The sequence below is a fragment of the Rhodococcus sp. SJ-2 genome (genome assembly GCF_053750035.1).
This window is the reverse complement of sequence record NZ_CM132340.1, coordinates 1,826,458-1,845,893: the sequence shown is the minus strand read 5'-3', so window position 1 is coordinate 1,845,893 and position 19,436 is coordinate 1,826,458. Positions and strand designations below refer to the sequence as shown.

General features: G+C 64.1%; 18 protein-coding genes. 9 read left to right on the top strand and 9 right to left on the bottom strand.

The genetic code is table 11. The annotated features are described in order from the left end of the window. Positions 1–9: 9 nt before the first annotated feature. Together ACSYG9_RS08510 and ACSYG9_RS08505 are read left to right on the top strand one after the other, a co-directional pair. On the top strand, positions 10–858 hold the full coding sequence (locus tag ACSYG9_RS08510; RefSeq protein ID WP_454842078.1) for a mycofactocin-coupled SDR family oxidoreductase: 849 nt from the start codon (positions 10–12) through the stop codon (positions 856–858). Between the two features lie 8 nt (positions 859–866). Beyond that, the gene (locus tag ACSYG9_RS08505; RefSeq protein ID WP_454842077.1) at positions 867–1,700 is read left to right on the top strand and encodes an NAD(P)-dependent oxidoreductase; all 834 of its coding nucleotides are present in this window, start codon (positions 867–869) and stop codon (positions 1,698–1,700) included. A 62-nt stretch (positions 1,701–1,762) separates the two neighbouring features. Here ACSYG9_RS08505 and ACSYG9_RS08500 read toward each other — a convergent pair whose 3' ends face one another. From ACSYG9_RS08500 to ACSYG9_RS08480, 5 genes are all read right to left on the bottom strand, one after another. Further along, on the bottom strand, positions 1,763–2,383 hold the full coding sequence (locus ACSYG9_RS08500; RefSeq protein WP_454842076.1) for a cysteine hydrolase: 621 nt from the start codon (positions 2,381–2,383) through the stop codon (positions 1,763–1,765). Beyond that, positions 2,380–3,396, bottom strand: a complete 1,017-nt coding sequence (locus ACSYG9_RS08495; RefSeq protein WP_454842075.1) for a Rieske 2Fe-2S domain-containing protein — start codon at positions 3,394–3,396, stop codon at positions 2,380–2,382. The genes ACSYG9_RS08500 and ACSYG9_RS08495 overlap by 4 nt, the downstream gene beginning before the upstream one ends. Positions 3,397–3,428: 32 nt before the next feature. After that, a complete protein-coding gene (locus tag ACSYG9_RS08490) occupies positions 3,429–4,730 on the bottom strand; it encodes an amidohydrolase family protein (protein WP_440126745.1) in 1,302 nt (433 codons plus the stop codon). A gap of 39 nt (positions 4,731–4,769) precedes the next feature. After that, complete coding sequence (locus ACSYG9_RS08485; RefSeq protein WP_440126744.1) at positions 4,770–6,002, bottom strand: amidohydrolase family protein; 1,233 nt, start codon at positions 6,000–6,002, stop codon at positions 4,770–4,772. Between the two features lie 61 nt (positions 6,003–6,063). Further along, complete coding sequence (locus tag ACSYG9_RS08480; RefSeq protein ID WP_454842072.1) at positions 6,064–7,635, bottom strand: ANL family adenylate-forming protein; 1,572 nt, start codon at positions 7,633–7,635, stop codon at positions 6,064–6,066. 75 nt (positions 7,636–7,710) lie between these two features. On the opposite strand from ACSYG9_RS08480, the gene ACSYG9_RS08475 reads away from it, so the two are divergent. After that, positions 7,711–8,103 carry a pyridoxamine 5'-phosphate oxidase family protein gene (locus ACSYG9_RS08475; RefSeq protein WP_440126742.1) on the top strand — a complete coding sequence of 131 codons (393 nt, stop codon included), beginning with the start codon at positions 7,711–7,713 and terminating at the stop codon, positions 8,101–8,103. A 48-nt stretch (positions 8,104–8,151) separates the two neighbouring features. On the opposite strand, the gene ACSYG9_RS08470 is transcribed toward ACSYG9_RS08475, so the two are convergent. Continuing rightward, a complete protein-coding gene (locus ACSYG9_RS08470; protein ID WP_440126741.1) occupies positions 8,152–8,871 on the bottom strand; it encodes a TetR/AcrR family transcriptional regulator C-terminal domain-containing protein in 720 nt (239 codons plus the stop codon). Between the two features lie 115 nt (positions 8,872–8,986). On the opposite strand from ACSYG9_RS08470, the gene ACSYG9_RS08465 reads away from it, so the two are divergent. Further along, positions 8,987–9,784: an SDR family NAD(P)-dependent oxidoreductase gene (locus ACSYG9_RS08465; RefSeq protein WP_454842070.1), complete on the top strand. Its 798-nt coding sequence runs from the start codon at positions 8,987–8,989 to the stop codon at positions 9,782–9,784. 21 nt (positions 9,785–9,805) lie between these two features. Here ACSYG9_RS08465 and ACSYG9_RS08460 read toward each other — a convergent pair whose 3' ends face one another. The 3 genes from ACSYG9_RS08460 to ACSYG9_RS08450 are packed head-to-tail and all read right to left on the bottom strand — an operon-like array spanning position 9,806 to position 12,290. Further along, a complete protein-coding gene (locus tag ACSYG9_RS08460; protein WP_440126739.1) occupies positions 9,806–10,609 on the bottom strand; it encodes an enoyl-CoA hydratase-related protein in 804 nt (267 codons plus the stop codon). A gap of 56 nt (positions 10,610–10,665) precedes the next feature. Beyond that, entirely contained in the window at positions 10,666–11,478 is an 813-nt protein-coding gene (locus tag ACSYG9_RS08455) for an enoyl-CoA hydratase/isomerase family protein (RefSeq protein WP_454842068.1), read from the bottom strand. 26 nt (positions 11,479–11,504) lie between these two features. Beyond that, entirely contained in the window at positions 11,505–12,290 is a 786-nt protein-coding gene (locus ACSYG9_RS08450; RefSeq protein WP_454842066.1) for a coniferyl-alcohol dehydrogenase, read from the bottom strand. A gap of 161 nt (positions 12,291–12,451) precedes the next feature. Between ACSYG9_RS08450 and ACSYG9_RS08445 the strand changes: the two genes are divergently transcribed. From ACSYG9_RS08445 to ACSYG9_RS08425, 5 genes are read left to right on the top strand one after another with little or no spacing between them, the layout of a single operon-like run. After that, on the top strand, positions 12,452–13,705 hold the full coding sequence (locus ACSYG9_RS08445; protein ID WP_454842065.1) for a cytochrome P450: 1,254 nt from the start codon (positions 12,452–12,454) through the stop codon (positions 13,703–13,705). Between the two features lie 17 nt (positions 13,706–13,722). Beyond that, positions 13,723–15,219 (top strand): acyl-CoA carboxylase subunit beta, encoded by a 1,497-nt coding sequence (locus ACSYG9_RS08440; protein WP_454842063.1) that lies wholly within the window; start codon positions 13,723–13,725, stop codon positions 15,217–15,219. A gap of 53 nt (positions 15,220–15,272) precedes the next feature. Then, positions 15,273–16,910 (top strand): AMP-binding protein, encoded by a 1,638-nt coding sequence (locus ACSYG9_RS08435; RefSeq protein ID WP_454842061.1) that lies wholly within the window; start codon positions 15,273–15,275, stop codon positions 16,908–16,910. Next, positions 16,907–18,559 (top strand): thiolase C-terminal domain-containing protein, encoded by a 1,653-nt coding sequence (locus ACSYG9_RS08430; protein ID WP_454842059.1) that lies wholly within the window; start codon positions 16,907–16,909, stop codon positions 18,557–18,559. Before ACSYG9_RS08435 ends, ACSYG9_RS08430 begins: the two co-directional genes overlap by 4 nt. After that, a complete protein-coding gene (locus ACSYG9_RS08425) occupies positions 18,556–19,434 on the top strand; it encodes an alpha/beta fold hydrolase (protein ID WP_440126732.1) in 879 nt (292 codons plus the stop codon). Before ACSYG9_RS08430 ends, ACSYG9_RS08425 begins: the two co-directional genes overlap by 4 nt. The last annotated feature ends 2 nt before the right edge of the window (positions 19,435–19,436 follow it).

Below are 19,436 nucleotides of genomic sequence, written 5' to 3'. Positions count from 1 at the left end.
GGCATACGGATGGGCAAGCTGGACAACAAGGTTGCATTGGTTTCGGGAGCAGCCCGCGGACAGGGAAGATCGCACGCGGTCCACCTGGCCGCCGAGGGTGCAAGCATCATCGCTCTCGACTTGTGCGCAGACCTCGACGGCAACACATATCCCCTGGCACGCCCAGAGGATCTCGACGAGACCGCACGTCTCGTCGAGAAGGAAGGCGTCCGTGTTCACACCGTGGTCGCCGATGTGCGGGAACGACGCGACGTATGGAACGCAATTGCCGCGGGAGTGAAGGATCTCGGACGGCTCGACATCGTCGTTGCCAACGCGGGAATCTGTCCGATGGGTGACGGGCAGACGCTGCAATCCTGGTCCGACACCATCGACACCGATCTGGCAGGCGTATTCAACGTGGTGCAGGGCAGCATTCCGCATCTCGGCAAGGGCGCGTCGATCATTGCGACCGGCTCTCTGGCCGCTCAGTTGGGTAGCGCCACCAATCAGGGGCCGGGTGGTTCGGCGTACAGCCTTGCGAAACAGATCGTGGCACGGTACGTCAACGACCTCGCAGTGCAGTTGGCGAAGAAGGACATCCGAATCAATGCGGTGCACCCGACGAATGTGAACACCGACATGCTCCACAACGAGGGAATGTACCGGGTGTTCAGGCCCGACCTCGAACATCCCACCCGGGAGGAGGCGGAGATGGCGTTTCCGGCCATGCAGGCGATGCGTGTGCCGTACATCGAACCGCACGACGTCTCGGAGGCCGTGCTCTTCCTCGCGAGCGACGCGTCGCGTTTCATCACCGGAACCCAACTGCGGATCGATGCCGGCGGCTATGTGAAGTCCGTGCCCTGGAAGGGGTGAGTATCGCCATGCCCGAAGTCATCGGATTCCTCGGAGCGGGCCAGATGGGTGAACCCATGGTTCGCCGACTTCTCGCCGCCGGATACGACGTCCGCCTCTACGCCCGCCGCGAGGAGGTACGCATGCGTCTCGGCAGTGCGGGCGCGTACCTCGCGGACTCGGTCGCCGACGTGGCACGACAGGCCGACATCCTCGTGGTCTGCGTGTTCTCGGATGAGCAACTGATCGACCTGGCTGGCGGCCCCGACGGTTTCATGGAGAACGCGAAGGAGACGTCGATCGTCGTATCGCACACCACGGGCACCGTCGGCACACTCGCGAAGATCCGCGCCGATCATCCGAGCGGTCCTGCGCTTGTCGATGCGCCGGTGAGCGGATCGGCCGACGACATCGCGGCCGGGACGTTGACCGTCCTGTTGGGCGGCGAGGAGAACGTGGTGGACCGGGTGGACCCCGTGGTGAGTGCCTATGCCGATCCGGTGATCAGGACCGGGGGATTCGGCACTGCGTTGAACCTGAAACTGGTGAACAACATCCTTTTTGCCGCTAATGCCCAACTTGCAGCGGCAGCAGTCGAACTCGGCGATCGGCTCGGCATCGGACGCAACGAACTGCTCGACGCTGTGTCGCTCAGCAGTGGCCGTAGCCATGCGCTCGACTCGATCAGGAAGATCGGTGGCGTCGAAGCATTCTCCGAGGTTGCGTCTCCGTTCCTGCGCAAGGATGTTGCTGCGTGTGACGCAGCCGCTACGGACGCCGGTGTCGATCTCGGCTGGATCGGCTCGGTGGTGGCAGAAGGCCCGATTGCATTGACGAGTGAGAAACGGAGAGTCGACGGATGATCAAGACAGGTGTGAGGGATTCCAAGGCGCTACCTGCCAGTGATTGACGAGGCGTTGCTGCGTCACCGTCTCCACGCGGCGAGGATGTCGTCGGTCGTGGTGACGGTGGCCAGCACACTCAGGGTGTGGTCTATCACCGCTGTGCCGTAGTCGGCGGGAATCCCCGCGACGGCGTCGCGGGGGACCACCACCCGATACGATTTGTTCACCGCGTCCATCACCAGGTTGGGGATCGCGACGTTCAGGGATACCCCGACCGCCACGATCGTGTCGACGCCGAGATTGCGGAGGACGGCATCGAGATCCGTACCGCCCATCGGACCCAGACCGTGCATCCGGGTCAACACCAGATCCGAGGAGGCAGGCCCGAACTGCGGCAGGAGAGTTGCCCCCGGGCTTCCGGGGGACATCGACGTCGCGCGGCGCCCGACTGCGAAGAGCTTCGCGTTGTGGTTCGATCCCTGGTTGTCGTCGCGGCGGTGGACGAGGCAGTGCACGATACGGACGCCGGCTTGTCGTGCCGCAGGCAGGAGCCGGGCGATATTGGGCAGAGCGTGACGCCCCGCCTCCTGCGTGAGTGCCGGCATTCCCGAATCCGGACCGACGACCGCGCCCTGCAGTTCCTGCGTGACGATCGCCGTGCGCTCCGGATCCACGAGCTCGGCCAGCGTCGGTGCGCTCACACCGGCTCCTCGACGTTTCTCTCTGCGGGTACCTCGTAGAACTGCTTCGCCCACCGGCGCATCGCCATGTACGGCTTGGCGTCGACACGACCGAGCGGGGGGTTCTCGACGTAGATCTGATGGCGCCAGATGCTGAGGTCTTCGAAGACGGTATGAAGGAACCTGCGTTCGACCTTCTCCTGCACGGCCGGCGGCGGGACCTCGGAGGTGTCTCCCTCGTTGCGGGGCCACCAGATCGAATAGAAGAGATCGGAATGCCCGTTGTCGACGGGTGTGCAGGCGAAGATCAGCCGATAGTTCTGGGTGCCTTCGAATGCGCTCATCGCGTACCCGAGTCCGGAGAAGTGACTGTGGATGCGAAGGGCCATCTTGTCGGGGTCGTCGCTGGTGGTGTCCGGCCAGCCGGTGAGGAATCGCCATTCGTTGTCGACCGCTTCCCAGCCGAGCGATACCGGCGTCACGCTCGCGCCGTGTACGTACCGGAAATGTGCACTGTCCGGGCCGTTCTCGGCGACAACCTGTGGGTGCACCGGCTCGTACTCTGCTCGGCGTGAGAACTCGGGATAGACACGATAGTAGCTGTCGGGGCCGGAGACGATCTCGGGGAACTTCGTGAACGGGTCGGGTAGCTCCCATTGCGGTGGTTTTCCGTCGGGCTGATGCCACATGTACACGATTCCGTGCTGCTCCTGAATCGGGTAGACACGCAGTTTCAGCGCCTTGTTCGGTCGGTCGGGGTCGTACGGGATGTAGCGGTTGGTCCCATCCGGCCCCCACCGCCACCCGTGAAACGGGCACTCGATGCAGTCACCCACGACCTTGCCGCCGTGTCCGAGGTGCGCGCCGAGATGGCGGCAGTGCCCGGTCATGACGTGGAGTTCACCGCTGTCGTCGCGGTAGGCGACGAGATCCTCCCCGAAATAGCGCAGGGCCCTGCTGTGCCCGGTCTCGAACTCTTCCGACCAGCCGATCACGAACCAGCCCGTGACCTTCCAGGTGAACGGTACGTCCAACGGTTGTCTCCTCGATGTCGGATCGAACGAGCTCAGTTCGAGCGCTGCATCTGCGATGCGGCGGCGATCTGCTGGTCCCAGACGGCCAGCTTCTCCTCGGCGCTCGTCTGATGGTGGCTCAGTGCGCGGATACTCACGTCGTGCCCTGCTGCCGCAGCCCGCAGGGCTCCGACGGTGGCCTGGTCGCGTGGCACGTGCGTGAACGGGTCGAACGAGTACCACCGCATGGCGTTCAAGTGGGTCATCTTGTCGATCTCGTCGGCGGGCACATGTTCGTCGGTGAAGACACCACTGAGCTCCTCGGGAGCGCCCGGCCACATCGAATCACTGTGCGGATAGTCCATTTCCCACGAAATATTGTCGATACCGATGTCGTGGCGGAGTTTGACCCCGAGCGGGTCGCTGATGAAGCACGTGAGGAAATGCTCCCGGAACACCTCGCTGGGCAACTTGCCGCCGAAATCCTGCAGCGTCCACGTCGAGTGCATCTCGAACGTCCGGTCGACGCGTTCGAGGAAGTACGGGATCCAGCCCGTCCCACCCTCGGAGAGGGCGATCTTGAGGTCTGGGAATTCCTTGACCGGCCGTGACCACAGTAGATCGGCTGCCGCGTTCACGATGTTCATCGGCTGGAGCGTGATCATCACATCGGGGGGTGAATCCGTTGCGGGGATGGAGAGTTTGCCCGAGGAGCCGATGTGGATGGACAGGACGGTGTCGGTGTCGACGAGCGCCTTCCACAGTGGATTCCAATACTCGTCGTGGAAGCTGGGGTAGCCGAGCGCGGCGGGATTCTCCGTGAAGGTCAGGGAGTGCACCCCTTTCTTCGCGAGGCGCCGGACCTCCTGCGCGCACAGTTCGGCGTCCCAGATGACCGGGAGTCCCATGGGGATGAACCGGCCCGGGTACGCACCGCACCACTCCTCGACATGCCAATCGTTGTAGGCCTGGACGAGTGCCAGTGAGAAGTCCGAGTCCTCGGTCGCGAACAGTCGGGCAGCGAAGCCGGGGAACGAGGGGAAGTTCATCTGTGCCAGAACACCGCCCGCGTTCATGTCCTTGACGCGTTCATGAACGTCGTAACAACCCGGACGGATCTCGTCGAGGCCCTCGGGCTCCAGGCCGTACTCTTCCTTGGGGCGTCCGGCGACAGCATTGAGGGCCACATTCGGAATGATGCGATCGCGGAACTTCCACATGTCCGCGCCGTTGTCCATGTGCACGAGACGCGGTGCATCGTCGGCGTATTTCGCGGGCAGGTGGTTGGTGAACATGTCGGGCGGCTCGATGATGTGGTCGTCGACGCTGATCAGGATCATGTCGTTCTTGTCCATGCTCGTTCCCTTCCGAGGACCGTACGGATTCGTGGCCGATTACCTTGCTGTGGCGAGTTTCGGTGGGTTCGCAGCTTCCGGATCGGGATTCGCGATCGGTAGACCCATGAACCGCCGGGCGTTGTCGCCCATGAAATCCCACGTGCGCCGGCGATCCATACCTTCCGCGTACTTCCAGTAGCCCTTCGGCTCGGGAAGGCCCTCGGGGTGTGGATAGTCGGATCCGAACATGACCTTGTCCCAGCCGACCATGTCGACGACATCGGCGACCGACCCTTCCCAGAACGGACTGACCCAGACGTTGCGCCGGAAGACCTCGAGCGGATCCTCCGGGAAGTTCTGGGGCATCTTCCTGGTGAGATCCTCGAGGTCGTGGAACAGCGGGCGGATCCACGAACTTCCGTTCTCCACGCTGGCGATTCGCAGTTTCGGGAAGCGCGTGAGGGTTCCGTGGCAGATCAGGCTACCGAGCATGTCCGAGATCTCGCGGTGTCCGAGCGCGAGCCACCGGAACGCGCTCATCGCCATGAAATTCTGGGTGTTCGGTGGTTCCCATTTGTTGACGTACTCGTCGAGCGGCGGCTGGCTGGCGTGGAGCGCGATCGGAAGGCCGGCTTGTTCCACCTCGCGCCAGAACGGATCGAACTCGGGCAAGGCGGGTGATCGCCACCCGTGCACGCCTTTCACCGGTGCGGGCTTGATCAGTGCCACCTTTGCGCCGTGCTCGAGGAGATACGCGAGCTCTCGACGCGCACCGTCCACCTCGGCGCAGTTGATCACCGGTGTGGTGAAAACCCGCCTCCTGTAGTCGAATCCCCAGTGCTCGTGCATCCACTGATTCAACGCGTGGACGATCGCAAGTGTCAGTTGCGGGTCGTCGGCGGACGAGTGTTCGACGAGGCTTGCGAGCGTGGGGAAGACCAGCGATTCGCGTACTCCCTGCCGGTCCATCTCGGCGAGGCGTTCTTCGGGCCCGCGAGTCGCGGGTGGGCAATCGATGGCCGAGCCCTGCATTTCGCGGAGCGTCAGTCCGTCGACGTTCTCGCCGGCGAAGAACTTCTCGTGGGCTCCCGGCGCCGCGACCCGGTCGAATGTGGGATTCGGAATGAAATCTGTGATCCTGCCGTCGATGGCGAGCCGCGTACGACGGCCGATCTGCACGTACTGGACTGCTTCGGCGTATTCGGCGGGGAGAAATCTGGTCAATGCCTCCGACGTCTCGTACATGTGCGTGTCGGCATCGAAGATCGGTGCGTCGTCGGACCCTGCCATGCCAGTTCTCCTTGTTCGTCGCCGGTCGTGGATCAAGACTCGCAGCGCAGTGACTGTTATGTCAACAGTCGGTATTACCGTAACTTAATCTGTTCTGGTCGGAGTGTGTTCGAGCGCGGTGATGGTTCGCGTCCTCGTACAGGCCTGCGACCTTCCGCACTTCCACCTTCCACGCTGCGTTACGTGGTAGCCGATCGACGATCGAGATCGACACGGGGACATGGTGGCTCGGCAGGTGTTCACGGACGAGCGCCTTCAGGTCGTCCGGCGTCGGGGTCGATGCGTCTCGACGCAGCTCGACTGCCGCGAACGGAACCTGACCGAGGAGCCGGTCGTCGACGCCGACAACAGAGGCATCGAGCACCGAAGGATGCGTCACGAGCACCGAACGCACTCGCTCGGGGAGGATCTTGAACCCGCCTCGATTGATGGCGCCGTCGCCTCGCCCGTGGATGTAGACGAACCCATCGGCATCGACCGACGCCAGATCGGTGGTGCCGGTCCACTGCGGACCCATGACCGCGACGCGCGCATGGAGGTATCCGCGTTCGCCGATCGGCACTTCCGCGCCCGTCTCGGTATCCACGATGCGTACGTCGACGCCGGGTAGGGGACGTCCTACGCTCAGCGGTTTCTCGGCGCCGAAGCGGGCATGGTCGTCCGGTGTCCAGGCGCATACCGAGCCGGCGAATTCGGTGGCCCCGTAGCCCCACAGCAATGTGATGCCGTATTTCGCCTCGAATGCTTGGCGTAATTCCGGGTCGAGCGGCCCCGATCCCCCGGGAAGGTACTTCAGTGACGCGAGATCATCCTCAGGTACGTCGGCGTCGAGCAGCATCCGCAGAAGTGCCGGCTGGATGCCGGCGCGCTCGATGCGGAAGTCTCTGATCGCACGCACCCACTCGTCGACGGTGAACTTCTCGAGCAGCACCATTCGCTTGTCGAGGAACGGGGCCGCGAGCAGCTGACACACACCGACACTGCCGAATGGCCAGTAGACGAGCTCGGGCGGGTCGGTGTAGCGCCCAGCCCCGCCCATCGTCATGGTGTGGACCGTATGGCTGAGCACATCGATCGGCAGAGCGAACCGCTTCGGGGGTCCGGTGGTGCCACTCGACAGGATGTGCAGGCCGGGATCGATGTCGGAGCGTTGCGACATGGTCGAGGGTCGCGTCCTGTCCGGCGCCTCCGACAGGACGTTCACCGCCAGCGGTGCCGACGACAACGCCACTGCTGCGCACCCGGATCTGCGTGCGGCCCCGAGGGTGACCTCGGTCCAATCCTGTTCGTCCGCGATCACCACTGCAGGAAGCAGGCTTTCGATGTCGCGGGCGATGGCCTGCTCGGATTGGTACGAGTAGATCATCGCGATATGGCGACCTGCCGCGAGGAGGCCGAGCGTCGCTGCGGCGTGCGGGATCCTGTTCCTGGCTACGAGGCCGATCGGCGCATGTTGCGGGACTCCTGCCTGGTCGAGCGCAGCGCCGACGTCGTCGATGTACGCGGTGATCTCGTCGCCCGAGTACCAACGGCGTTCGTATTCGATGAATGCCTTCGAGCCGTAACCGGCGAGGTGGCGGCCGAGTTGATCGGCGAAGGTTCCGAGCTCCGGCTTCGAATCGGACGGTCTCATCTTCACGACGATACAGATGCCGACAGACTTACCGTTGTACTTTCAATATCGGCGCGGGCGTCCTACAGTAATGCCATGATGTCGACAGTGCCGCCAGGGTACGAGGATCTTCTCGAACGGCCGATCATCGGTGTGCTCGGCACGGTCGGTCCCGATGGGTCACCGAGCCTGACGCCGATGCGATTCACCTGGGACGGAGCGCATCTGAGGGTGAGCCACACCATTCCTCGCAAGAAATTCGTGAGCCTGCAGGCGAATCCCAACTACTCGTTCCTCATCACCGACCCTGAAGATCGGGAGCGGTGCCTCGAAGTGCGCGGGTGGCTCGTCACAGTGGAGGGCGACCACGACGGATCGTTCTACGCGTCACTGGGGAGGCGGTACGGCCAGGCCGATCCTCAGCCGCCCGGCGATGTCGACGACCGCGTGGTCATGATCCTCGACGCAACCCGCTTCACCGCGAAATGACCGTGCAGGAGACGCACTCGAACTGAGCGGAAGGGCGTTGGTGCCGGGCTACCGTTCCGCCCCCGCATGAATCGCATCCTGATGGTCCGGCATCCGGAGTGCATGCGCGGCATGGTCGAGGATGCACTCCAGCCCATATTCGAAGTTCCGGTCGTTGGGCTCGCCGCTCTGGAGACCGTTCTCGCTCGCTTCTGCGAGTAGCGGGGTGGTTTCGGCGGAGATCGACAGGATTTCGTAGTATGCCCCGGACGGTTCCTGCGACTGCCGATTCTTGTCCTGTAGTCGCTGGAGCACGACCATGCCGTGGACGTGTAGTTGCACGGAAGAATAGATGTTCACCGCGTCGGCAAGCGTGAAACCGGACTCGACGAGACCGGTGATCACACTTTCGTTGTGCCTGGCGCCGAGCCGGGCGGCATTGGAACTCAGGGACGGCCGGATCAGGACGAGGTCGCACAGGATCGGGCTGTCGAGGAACGTGCGTCGGACCGTGCGCGCGTGAGTGCGCAGGGTGTCGCGCCAGTTCGCTGCCTCCACGACGGGCATGGAACGTGTGGATTCGCGCAGCACGTGATCGGCCATCGCGGTGAGTAGTTCGTCCTTCTTGCGGAAGTACCAGTAGATGCTTGTCACGCCGATGTCGAGGTGGCGCGCGAGCATCGGCATGCTCAGATTGTCGACGGTGACCTCCTCGGCGAGCTCGAATGCGCCCCGGAGGATGTCGTCGGGATTGAGGGACCCTCGCTCGAGCCGTGCCCGCTTCGCCATGATGGATACCGCCTTTGTACGTTCCGTCTGTGATGTGCCGACGCATTCCGCTGTGGATATGCTTACCGTATAGTCTTCGGTATCGATGTGGATTGCAATTGCGGGAAGGATTCCCATGGATCTCGGGCTGGAGGATGCTGCGGCGGTCGTGGTGGGCGGAAGCCGTGGAATGGGTTTCGCGACCGCACGGTGTCTGGCGGAAGAGGGGGCGCGCGTCGCAGTAGTCGGCCGGTCTCGGGAGGATGTGGAAGTCGCCGCGGAGAGCCTGTCCGAGTGTGGAAGTCCCGATCCCGTCGGGTTCGTCGCAGATGTGCGCGACGGGGATGCGGTGTCAGAGCTCTTCGTCGAGCTCGGAGACCGCTGGGGCGGGACGCTCAACGTGCTCGTCAACACGGTGGGACCGAATGCGCAGGGGGCATTCGATATCCTGACCGACGACCAATGGCGCGAGGCCGTCGAAGACGGTGTGCTCTCGATGGTGCGTTGCGTGAGGGCGTCCCTCCCCTTCCTTCGGGCTGCGGAATGGGCGCGCATCGTCAACTTCTCTGCGCAATCCACTCAGCGACAGAGTGTTCCGCTCGTGGCATACACGGCGGCGAAATCGATGTTGACGAGTGCTTCGAAAAACCTGTCGCAACTCCTGGCGCCTGATGAAATCCTGGTGAACGTTGTCTCTCCCGGAACCATCGTGACGCCGTCGCTGATCGAGTGGGCGAGGTCGGTGGGTGTCGAATCCAGCGATCCGTACGCGCTGATGGGCGCCATCGGAACGCATTTCGGGCATCCAGCGCAGATGCCGCGTGCGGGCCTACCCGAGGAAGTGGGCCCGCTGGTGGCATTTCTGGCCTCGCGGCGTAACTCGTACATCACCGGAGCCGACATCAACATCGACGGCGGCTCGGACTTCACCTGACCGTCTATTTGCCCTGACCGTCTATTTACACTGCCACACGGGGGCGCGCTTCTCGACGAAGGCGCGGGGGCCCTCGAGCGCATCCTCGGTACGCGTCACGCGCTCGCGGAACGATTCGGCGAGCATCTCGGCCTCGTGCAGCGGCAGGTCCAGGCCCTTGAGGATGGCCAGCCGAGTTCCCCGAACTGCCAGTGGTGCATTGGAGTTGACGATGTCGGCGATCTCGTGTGCCCGCTCCAGCAGGAGGTCGTGGTCGACGATCTCGGTGATCATGCCCAGGTCGTATGCCCGCTGGGCGGTCATTCGTTCGTGCTTGCCCATCAGCGCCATGCGCAACGCAACGGTTCGGGGGAGAACTCGTGCGGCGCGCACCACCTCGCGTCCCGCGACAAGTCCGATGCTGACGTGAGGGTCGAAGAAGGTGGCCTTCTCTGAGGCGATGACGATGTCGCCGGTGGTGACCCAGTCCATGCCGGCACCGCAACAGATTCCGTTGACGGCGACGATGATCGGCTTGGTCATCGAACGAAACGGAGGCGTGCCTTCCTGCGGTGCTTCCCACTGCTCGTAGGTGGACAGGTACGGTCGCTCGTTGATCACCTTGCCGTCGCCGGGAATCTCCTTGACGTCCGCACCCGTGCAGAATGCCCGACCATTGGCGGTGACGACGAGAGTCCAGATCTTGTCGTCGTTCTCGGCCTCGTCGTACGCCGCACGCAGCTCGGTGATCATCGACGGGCTCAGCGCATTGAGGGCTTCCGGCCGGTCGAGGGTGAGGGTTGCGGTGTGGCCGTCGACGGCGTACTCGATGGTCTCGTACGTCACTGTTTTTCCTTCTGCCACTGTTCTTCCTTCTGCACGGAGGTCGGAGGTCCGATGATTCACCGCGCGGCCGCGGCGCGGGAGTAGTCGGGATCGCGCTTCTCCGAGAATGCGGCGAAGGCTTCCAGTACGTCGGGGCCCTGAAGGTTCGCGGCCTGTGCGTGTGATTCGCACTCGAGTGCCTCGGTCAACGTCCGGTCGAGACCGCGGTTGAGCAGATCTTTTGTCTGTGCGAGTGCGAGCGGGGGGCCCGAAGAGAGGCGTGTTGCGATGCCGTGGGTGAATTCGTCGAGTGACTCCGGCGCCGACACCCACGTGACGAGACCGAGCGACTGCGCCTCGTCGGCGCCGATCATCTCGGCCAGGAGGGTCAGCCGTTTCGCCTGCTGCAGCCCGACGAGACGCGGGAGCAGCCACGACCCGCCCGTGTCCAGCGACAACGCGCGTCGCGCGAAGATCTGGGAGAACCGCGCATCCGACGCAGCCACCACGAGGTCGCATGCGAGCGTGAGATTCCAGCCCGCTCCGACCGCGACCCCGCGCACCTTCGCGACGGTCGGCACCGGCAGTTCGTGGAGTAGGCGGATGCTGTCGTTGATGGTGTCGATCAGATCGGACGGGTCGGGGAACTCGTCCATACCCGCGGTGTCGGCGATGTCGGCGCCGCTGCAGAACGTGCCGCCTGCCCCGGTGAGCACCACCGCGCGGACCTCGTTGCTCGCGCTCGCTTCGCGGAGACGGTCGCGGAGACGCGCCCACATTTCGGGCGTGATCGCGTTCTTTCGTTCGGGTCGGTTGAGAGTGAGTGTCAGGATGCCGGCGTGCTGTTCGGCGAGCAGCGGTCCGTGAGAGCTCACGGCGTTGTCGGGCATGGTCACCTCGGGATGTCGGAGAGTGGTCAGAGCTGGATGGGTGCGCCGACGGTGAGCGGGGCGACGAACCCGCCGTCGACGTGGATGTCCTGACCGTTCACCCACCGTGCTGCCGGTGACCCGAGGAACGCGATGACCGGCACGATGTCGGTGACGGTGGCGTGGCGGCCGATGGTGGCTTTCACCGAGTCGAGAACTTCCTTGCCCATCGATTCCTCGAAGTCGCCGAGGATGGGAGTTTCGGTGGGCCCCGGGCTCACGGTATTGACCCGGACTCCGTACTTCTGCCACGCGGCGGGGGCGAGACGCTTCGCGTAGATGATCGCCGCCTGCTTCGAGGTGCTGTACACGGGATAGTTCGGATCCTGTTCTGCCTGCCAGCGCTCGGCGCTTTCGCCGTCGGTTGCTTCGAGGAGCCCGGTGAGTTCGTTCAGGCGGTCCTGCCAGCCGAGTGCCGCGACCGACGCGACGGTGACGACGGCTCCGCCTTCGCGGAGCAGTGGCAGCATGCCTTCGACGAACAGCCGCATACCGAGATAGTTGACCTTCAGTACGTCGGCAGCGGGCGCGGTTCCGGGGACCCCGGCCACATAGGCGAGCAGATCCCAGTCGGCTCCGATCGAGCCGAGGAGTTTGGCGATCTGCTTCGCATCGCGCAGGTCGCACTGCGCATGCTCCGACGCCTGTGCGTCATCTGGACGAAGATCGACTGCGAGTACGTGATCACCCTGCCCGTGGAAGTGGGCGGCGGTCGCAGCGCCGATCCCGGACCCCGCACCGACGACGACAATCCTGCGCTGATCAGTTGGCATATGGCTCCGAACCTTTCCCGGAAATGAACTCGACGAAAGCTATATAGAATGCTTGACAGTAAGGCACACTATAAATCACTCTGGGGCGGGAAGACCAGGGTTCGGGCCTGCGGCGCCGGATGAGGAACGCCGCCACAATGCGCGGGAACGGAGTGTCGTTCGTGAACCAGCGAATCGTCGGAGATGGGACAGTCGGAGATGGGACACGGGTCTTGGTGACCCCCACCGCCTACAAGGATGAAGACCGCCTCCATGCGGCGTTGGCAAAGGCCCGGGCAATCGGCCCGGTGACGAGAGTGGAAGTGCCGTCGTACCGGCCCTTCTGGGCAGTCGTCAAGCACGCCGACGTCATGGCCGTCGAACGTGCGCACCAGCTCTTCACCAACTGGCCGCGACCGGTGCTCATGACGGCGGAATCCGACGAGATGCAGGCGGCTGCGGGGGTGCGCACGCTCATTCACATGGACGGTGCGCAACACCGCGTGATGCGTGCCATCGCAACGGACTGGTTCCGCCCGAAGGCCATGAGAGCCATGGAAGTGCGCATCGAAGAACTGGCGAAGCACCACGTCGACCGGATGGCGGCTGCCGGAGGGGAATGCGATTTCGTATCCGAAGTTGCAGTGAACTATCCGCTGTACGTGATCATGTCACTCCTCGGGGTACCCGAATCGGACTTCCCGAAGATGCTGCGCCTGACGCAGGAACTCGTGGGCAGCGACGACGACGAACTCAAACGCAGTGAACCCGCAGACGAAACCATGAACGCCCTGCTGGAGATGTTCGAGTACTTCAGTGCGCTCACCGCATCCCGGCGTGAAAATCCCACCGCCGACATGGCATCCGCGATCGCGAACGCGCGCGTCGATGGCGAGCCGCTCTCGGATATCGAGACCATGTCGTACTACACGATCATCGCGACCGCCGGACACGATACGACGAGCAGCTGCATCTCGGGCGGGCTTCGTGCGTTGATCGATCATCCGGATCAACGGCATGCGTTGAGCAGCGACCTCGATCTGCTGCCGCAGGCCACCGAGGAGATGATCCGATGGGTCACTCCTGTCAAAGCGTTCATGCGCACCGCTGCAGAAGACACCGAGGTCGGCGGGGTGCCCATCGCTGCCGGTGATTCACTACTGCTGTCGTACGCGTCGGCCAACCGCGACGAGGATGTCTTCGAGAATCCGTTCACCTTCGACATCGGGCGCGATCCCAACAACCACGTCGCGTTCGGGTTCGGCGTGCACTTCTGCCTGGGCGCAGGTCTGGCGCGGATGGAGATGAAGAAATTCTTCGCCGAACTGCTTCCGCGTCTGAATTCGGTCGAACTCGCCGGCGAACCGGAACTGACCGCGACGACCTTCGTCGGTGGACTCAAGCACCTGCCGATCCGTTACACGATGGCCACATGACAATGCGAGGACCTCACATGACACATGCGCGGACTTGGGACGACACGCTCGAGGACCTCTCGCGCCGCCGAGCACACTCGCAGGCGATGGGCGGTCCGGAACGTCTGGCCAAACACCGTGCCAAAGGCAAGCTCGATGCTCGGGCTCGGATCGAGCATCTGCTCGACAAGGGCAGCTTCCACGAATTCGGCACCCTCGTCGGAGGTGAGATCCCGTCCGACGCGATCATCACCGGTTCCGGACTCATCCACGGTATGCCCGTGATGGTGGGAGCCGAGGACTTCACCACGGTCGCGGGCACCATCGCACCGGGCAGCAACTCCAAGCGGTACCGGCTCGCGGAACTCGCTGTCCGAAACAAGGTTCCGCTCGTCATGCTCCTCGAAGGAGCAGGGTTCCGTCCCACCGGAGACCACTACGGCCGAACGCCGACGGATCTGCTTGCGCAGGCCCAGTGCTCGGGCAAGGTACCCGTGGTCACCGCGGTCCTCGGTGCCTCCGCGGGGCACGGCGCGCTGATCGCGCCGGTCGCGGACTTCGCTATCATGAGTCGGCAGGGTGCGATCTTCACGGCAGGCCCACCGGTCGTGAAGGTATCCACGGGAGAAGATATCTCGAAGGAAGATCTCGGCGGTCCCGATGTGGCCGTGGCCAGCGGGCTGATCCACAACGTCGCGGAGACCGACGAAGAGGTTCTCGACGAGATCCGCCGCTACCTGTCGTACTTCCCGCCGAGCGCCTGGTCGTATCCGATCGCCACCGAGCCCGACGAGTTCTCCGAACCCCGCGACACACCCGAACTTCTCGACATCATCTCCCGCGACAATCGCAGCACCTATGACATGAGGACGGTTATCGACGCGGTCTTCGACACGAAGGACTGGTTCGAGGTGCAGCCCGGTTTCGGGCAGGCCATCATCTGTGCGCTGGCTCATCTGGGAGGCCATCCCGTCGCGGTGGTCGCGAATCAACCGCAGGTGATTGCCGGCTCGATCGACTCCGACGCAGCAGACAAAGCGGCCCACTTCATCTCGGTTGCCGACGCGTTCCACCTACCGCTCGTGTTCCTCGCCGACAATCCGGGGATGTTGCCGGGCAGTGAATCCGAACGCGAAGGTGTGCTTCGTAGCGGCGCGCGGATGTTCGTCGCGCAAACCACCGCCACCACCATGAAGATGCATGTGACGCTGAGGAAGGCGTACGGGTTCGGGTCGATGGTCATGTCGCTGATCGGATTCGACGGGCAGACCGCGGCCTACGCGTACCCCGGCGCGACGATGGGTGCCATGAGCGCCGCTGCGCTGAGCGGTGCGTCGAACGCCGACGACGACCTCGATGCGAGCCTGCGCGAGATGGAACTCGAAGCGTCCTACCGCTCAGCCGAACACATGGGTTTCGACGAGCTCATCAGCCCCGAGGAAACCCGCAACGCCCTGCTCACCTCGCTGCAGCGGGGAATCTACGCACGACAGGCAGTAGCGGAACCCGTCAGCCGCTGCGCGATCGTCCCCTGACTCTCGCTGATCCACCGAATTTCGCTGATAGACACTGACACAGGAGAGATGCGTTGACCGAATGGACTCTCGGCGAGGTGTTCGATGCCGTCGCAGATGCAGTACCCGATCGAATCATGACCGTCTGCGGAGACCGCAGGAACACTTTCGGTGAGACTGCGCTACGCACACGACGTTTTGCGAATTTCCTCGCCGATCGTGGATTCGGGGCCCACACACCCAGGGACGGGCTCGAGCGATGGGAGTGCGGCCAGGATCGCATCGCCATGCTCATGTACAACGACCTGTACCCCGATGTGCTGATCGGATGCCTCAAAGCGCGGGTGGTGCCCGTCAACATCAACCCGCGCTACACATCCCAGGAAATTCGCAGCCTTCTCGAATACATCGCCCCGCGAGGAATCGTCTATCACCGGTCGTTCGGCCCCGCGGTCGCCGAGGCGCTCGACGGCAGCGCAGAACTGACGGCCGGCGTGGAATTGCGGGTGTCCGTGGACGACGGCACCGACACTCCCGAGCTGGACGGCGCAGTGTCGTTCGACGAGGCCGTCGCACAAGGTGATCCGGCACGAGTGATCGCGGGGTCGCCCGACGACCTGATGATGATGTGCACGGGCGGGACGACGGGCCGGCCGAAGGCAGTGCTGTGGCGGCAGGGCGACGCATACGTGTCGTCGATGAACGGCTCCGACCACGAGACCGACGAACCGATACGGGCGCTCACCGCGTTGACGGGGCAGAGTTGGTTCGCAGTGTCGCCGCTGTCGCACGCGGCCGGTACCTGGACCGCATTCTCAGGACTGCTCGCAGGTCAGACCATTGTGCTCTACGACGATCGGAACACGTTCGATGCACGGCGTGCCCTGGAAATCGTCGAGAAAGAGAACGTTCTGTTGATGACCATCGTCGGTGACGCGTACGCCGGACCACTCGTCGACGAAATGCGCAAGCGCAGAAACAACTTCGACTCTTTGATGGTCATCGCTAGCGGTGGAGCCGCAACGAATGCCGTCCACCGGAAGGCATTCCTCGAATTGCTCCCGCACGCGACGATCGTGGAAGGATACGGATCGACCGAGACCGGTGGCATGGGGTTCGGGCGGAGCAATCGCGGCGCCGAGGTCGACACATTCGCCCCGATGCCCGGGGGATACGCGGTGTCACACGATCGCACCCGAATGCTGAAACCGGGCGACGACGAGATCGGATGGGCTGCACGCGCAGGCCGCGTCCCCCTCGGATACTTCCGCGACCGGCACGCCACCGAGCACACCTTCCCCGTGGTCGACGGTCAGCGGATGGCGATACCGGGCGACCGCGTGAGGCTCGCGGACGACGGATCGCTCCGCCTGCTCGGCAGGGACTCTCTCGTGATCAATACCGGCGGCGAGAAGGTCTTCGTCGAAGAGGTCGAGGAAGTGCTGCGCGCGCATCCGGCAGTGATCGACGCCCTGGTTGCCGGTCGCGCCAGCGAGCGGTGGGGGCAGGAGGTCGTCGCCCTGGTACAGGCGGTGGACGAAGCGCAGTGCCCTACGGAGGACTTGAAGAGGGTATGCGGAGAATCGCTGGCGAGGTACAAGACCCCGAAGCAATTCATGTTCGTCCCTGCGATACGCCGCCTCGGCAACGGAAAGCCGGACTACCGTTGGGCTGCACAGCAAGTACAAGGCCGAGGAGCGGTGCTTTCGTGAGCGCACCGACCGCGCGGCCGTCTCCTGAGATCTCTCCGGAGACGGAGTTCTTCTGGACATCCGGTGCAGACGGCAGCTTGCGGATCCAGGAATGCCGGGATTGCGCCGCACTGATCCATCCACCGCGCCCCGCATGCCGATACTGCCACAGCAGCGACATGGGTGTGCGTATCGTCTCGGGTTTCGCGACGCTCATCGGCTTCACCGTCAACCATCGGTTCGCGCCGCCGGGAATGCCCCCGCCGTACATCGTCGCTCAGGTGATGCTCGAAGACGATCCACAGGTGCGTCTGACGACCAACGCGGTCGAATGTACCGCCGACGCCCTTTCACTCGGTATGCGGATGGAAGTGGTCTTCGAGAAGGCAGAAGACGTGTGGCTCCCACTGTTCCGTCCGACGGATCACGTGGCCGTGACAGCGCTGCCGGAGGAACCGGACGCCGCTGCGATTCGCCGCAGCGTGCGGCCGATGGCGCGTACCGACAAATTCGAGGACGCAGTTGCGCTCACCGGAATCGGGATGTCGCGTCTCGGTCGGCGCCTCATGGCCGATCCGTTGTCGCTGACCGTCGACGCCTGCCGCGCAGCGATCGACGACGCGGGCCTCACTGCCGACGACATCGACGGACTGTCCACCTATCCGGGTGCTGGGTCGCTCGGTCCGTTCACCGAAGGCGGGGTCACCGCGGTCGAGTCGACCCTCGGGCTGAAACCTACGTGGCACAACGGAGCAATCGAAACATTCGGGCCCGGAGGCTCGGTGATCGCGGCGATGCTTGCCGTCGCATCCGGTCTCGCCCGACACGTGTTGTGCTTCCGCACGGTATGGGAATCGACCTACGGCGAACTCGTCCGCACGGGCCGCACTGCACCGGCGGCCGGATTGTCGGACGAATGGTTCGCGCCGTTCGGTGCCGTGTCGGCCGCGCACCTGCTTGCGCAGACCGCGCAACGGCACTTCCACCGCTACGGGACCGATCGCGAAACGCTCGGCTGGATTGCGCTCAACCAGCGCGCGAATGCGGCCAGAACCGCCGAGGCGATCTACCGTGAGCCACTCACGATGGACGACTATCTCGATGCCCGTCCGATCACCACACCGTTCGGTCTCTACGACTGCGACGTGCCGTGCGACGGCGCGGTGGCGGTCATCGTCTCGGCCCGCGACACCGCGCGCGACCTCGCCCAACCACCGGTTTTCGTCGAAGCGGTCGGTACACAGATACTCGAGCGCCTCGACTGGGACCAGAGCACCCTCACCCACGAACCACAGGTTCTCGGCCAGGCCGCGCACATGTGGAGTCGCACCACACTGCGTCCCGACGACGTCGACGTCGCGGAACTCTACGACGGATTCACCTTCAACTGCCTGTCGTGGATCGAGGCATTGGGATTCTGCGACATCGGGGGAGCCAGAGACTTCCTGAACAGGGGAACGAACATCGCGCTCGACGGAAGGTTGCCATTGAACACCCAAGGAGGTCAGCTCTCGCACGGACGAACCCACGGAATGGGGCTCGTGCACGAGGCGATCACACAGATGCGGGGGCACGGGGGCGCACGGCAGGTCGCCGATGCACGTGTCGCGGTGGTGAGCAGCGGAGGGCTGACGCCCAGCGGTGTCATGTTGCTGAGGGCAGACCGGTGAATGCCGCAGGTGTCGGAGAGCTCGACGAGACCGTGATCGCCCGGACAGTCGATGTGGACGGAACCCGGATCTCGGCTCTGTGCTCGTACGTCGAGCGTCCGCGCGCAGTGATCGTCGCCTTGCATGGAGGCGCCACGACCTCCCGGTATTTCGATCTTGACGGCCACCCCGAATTGTCCCTGCTCCGAACCGCAGCGACACTCGGCCACACCGTCCTCGCGATCGACCGCCCGGGCTACGCAGACTCGTTCGAATGCCAGGAACGGTTCGACGATCCCGACAGCCGCGTCGACGCCGCTTACGGTGCTGTGGACAAGCTGCTCGAGAATTGTTCACGCGGAGCCGGAGTCTTCCTTCTTGCTCACTCGGCGGGCTGCGACCTCGGTCTCCGGATGGCCGCGGACCCGCGGGGTGCGTCGTTGCTCGGTGTCGAACTCGCGGGGACGGGTACACGTAAGCAACGCGAGGCGCTCGAGATCATCAAGCGGATGCGGACGACGCGCAACCGGGGAGCTATCCGGGATCTGCTGTGGTACCCGGAGGAGCTGTATCCGCCGGAGGTCCGTGGCGGACGCAGTCTCACGTGCATCACTCCGCGCTACGAGACGGTGGTGGCGGCCGAATGGCCCCGCGATTTCATGCGCCTCGCTCCGAAGGTCCGAATTCCGGTGCGGCTCACCTACGCCGAGTACGAACGAGTGTGGGACACCGACGACGCGGTGCGCGAGAAGATCAGGGCGGCATTCGTCGCGACCCCGAGGTTCGTCGAATATCGGCAGACCGACAGTGGACACAACATGAGTGTGGGGTTTGCGGCGACCGAGTATCACCGTGGCGTGGTGTCGTTCGTCGACGAGTGCGCAGCACGCGGCTGACA

Excerpts from the sequence above, each read along its gene's own strand:
- ACSYG9_RS08510 (WP_454842078.1), top strand. The coding sequence starts at position 10 with ATGGGCAAGCTGGACAACAAGGTTGCATTGGTTTCGGGAGCAGCCCGC.
- ACSYG9_RS08505 (WP_454842077.1), top strand. The coding sequence starts at position 867 with ATGCCCGAAGTCATCGGATTCCTCGGAGCGGGCCAGATGGGTGAACCC.
- ACSYG9_RS08490 (WP_440126745.1), bottom strand. The coding sequence starts at position 4,730 with ATGGACAAGAACGACATGATCCTGATCAGCGTCGACGACCACATCATC.
- ACSYG9_RS08485 (WP_440126744.1), bottom strand. The coding sequence starts at position 6,002 with ATGGCAGGGTCCGACGACGCACCGATCTTCGATGCCGACACGCACATG.
- ACSYG9_RS08480 (WP_454842072.1), bottom strand. The coding sequence starts at position 7,635 with ATGAGACCGTCCGATTCGAAGCCGGAGCTCGGAACCTTCGCCGATCAA.
- ACSYG9_RS08475 (WP_440126742.1), top strand. The coding sequence starts at position 7,711 with ATGATGTCGACAGTGCCGCCAGGGTACGAGGATCTTCTCGAACGGCCG.
- ACSYG9_RS08470 (WP_440126741.1), bottom strand. The coding sequence starts at position 8,871 with ATGGCGAAGCGGGCACGGCTCGAGCGAGGGTCCCTCAATCCCGACGAC.
- ACSYG9_RS08465 (WP_454842070.1), top strand. The coding sequence starts at position 8,987 with ATGGATCTCGGGCTGGAGGATGCTGCGGCGGTCGTGGTGGGCGGAAGC.
- ACSYG9_RS08455 (WP_454842068.1), bottom strand. The coding sequence starts at position 11,478 with ATGCCCGACAACGCCGTGAGCTCTCACGGACCGCTGCTCGCCGAACAG.
- ACSYG9_RS08450 (WP_454842066.1), bottom strand. The coding sequence starts at position 12,290 with ATGCCAACTGATCAGCGCAGGATTGTCGTCGTCGGTGCGGGGTCCGGG.
- ACSYG9_RS08440 (WP_454842063.1), top strand. The coding sequence starts at position 13,723 with ATGACACATGCGCGGACTTGGGACGACACGCTCGAGGACCTCTCGCGC.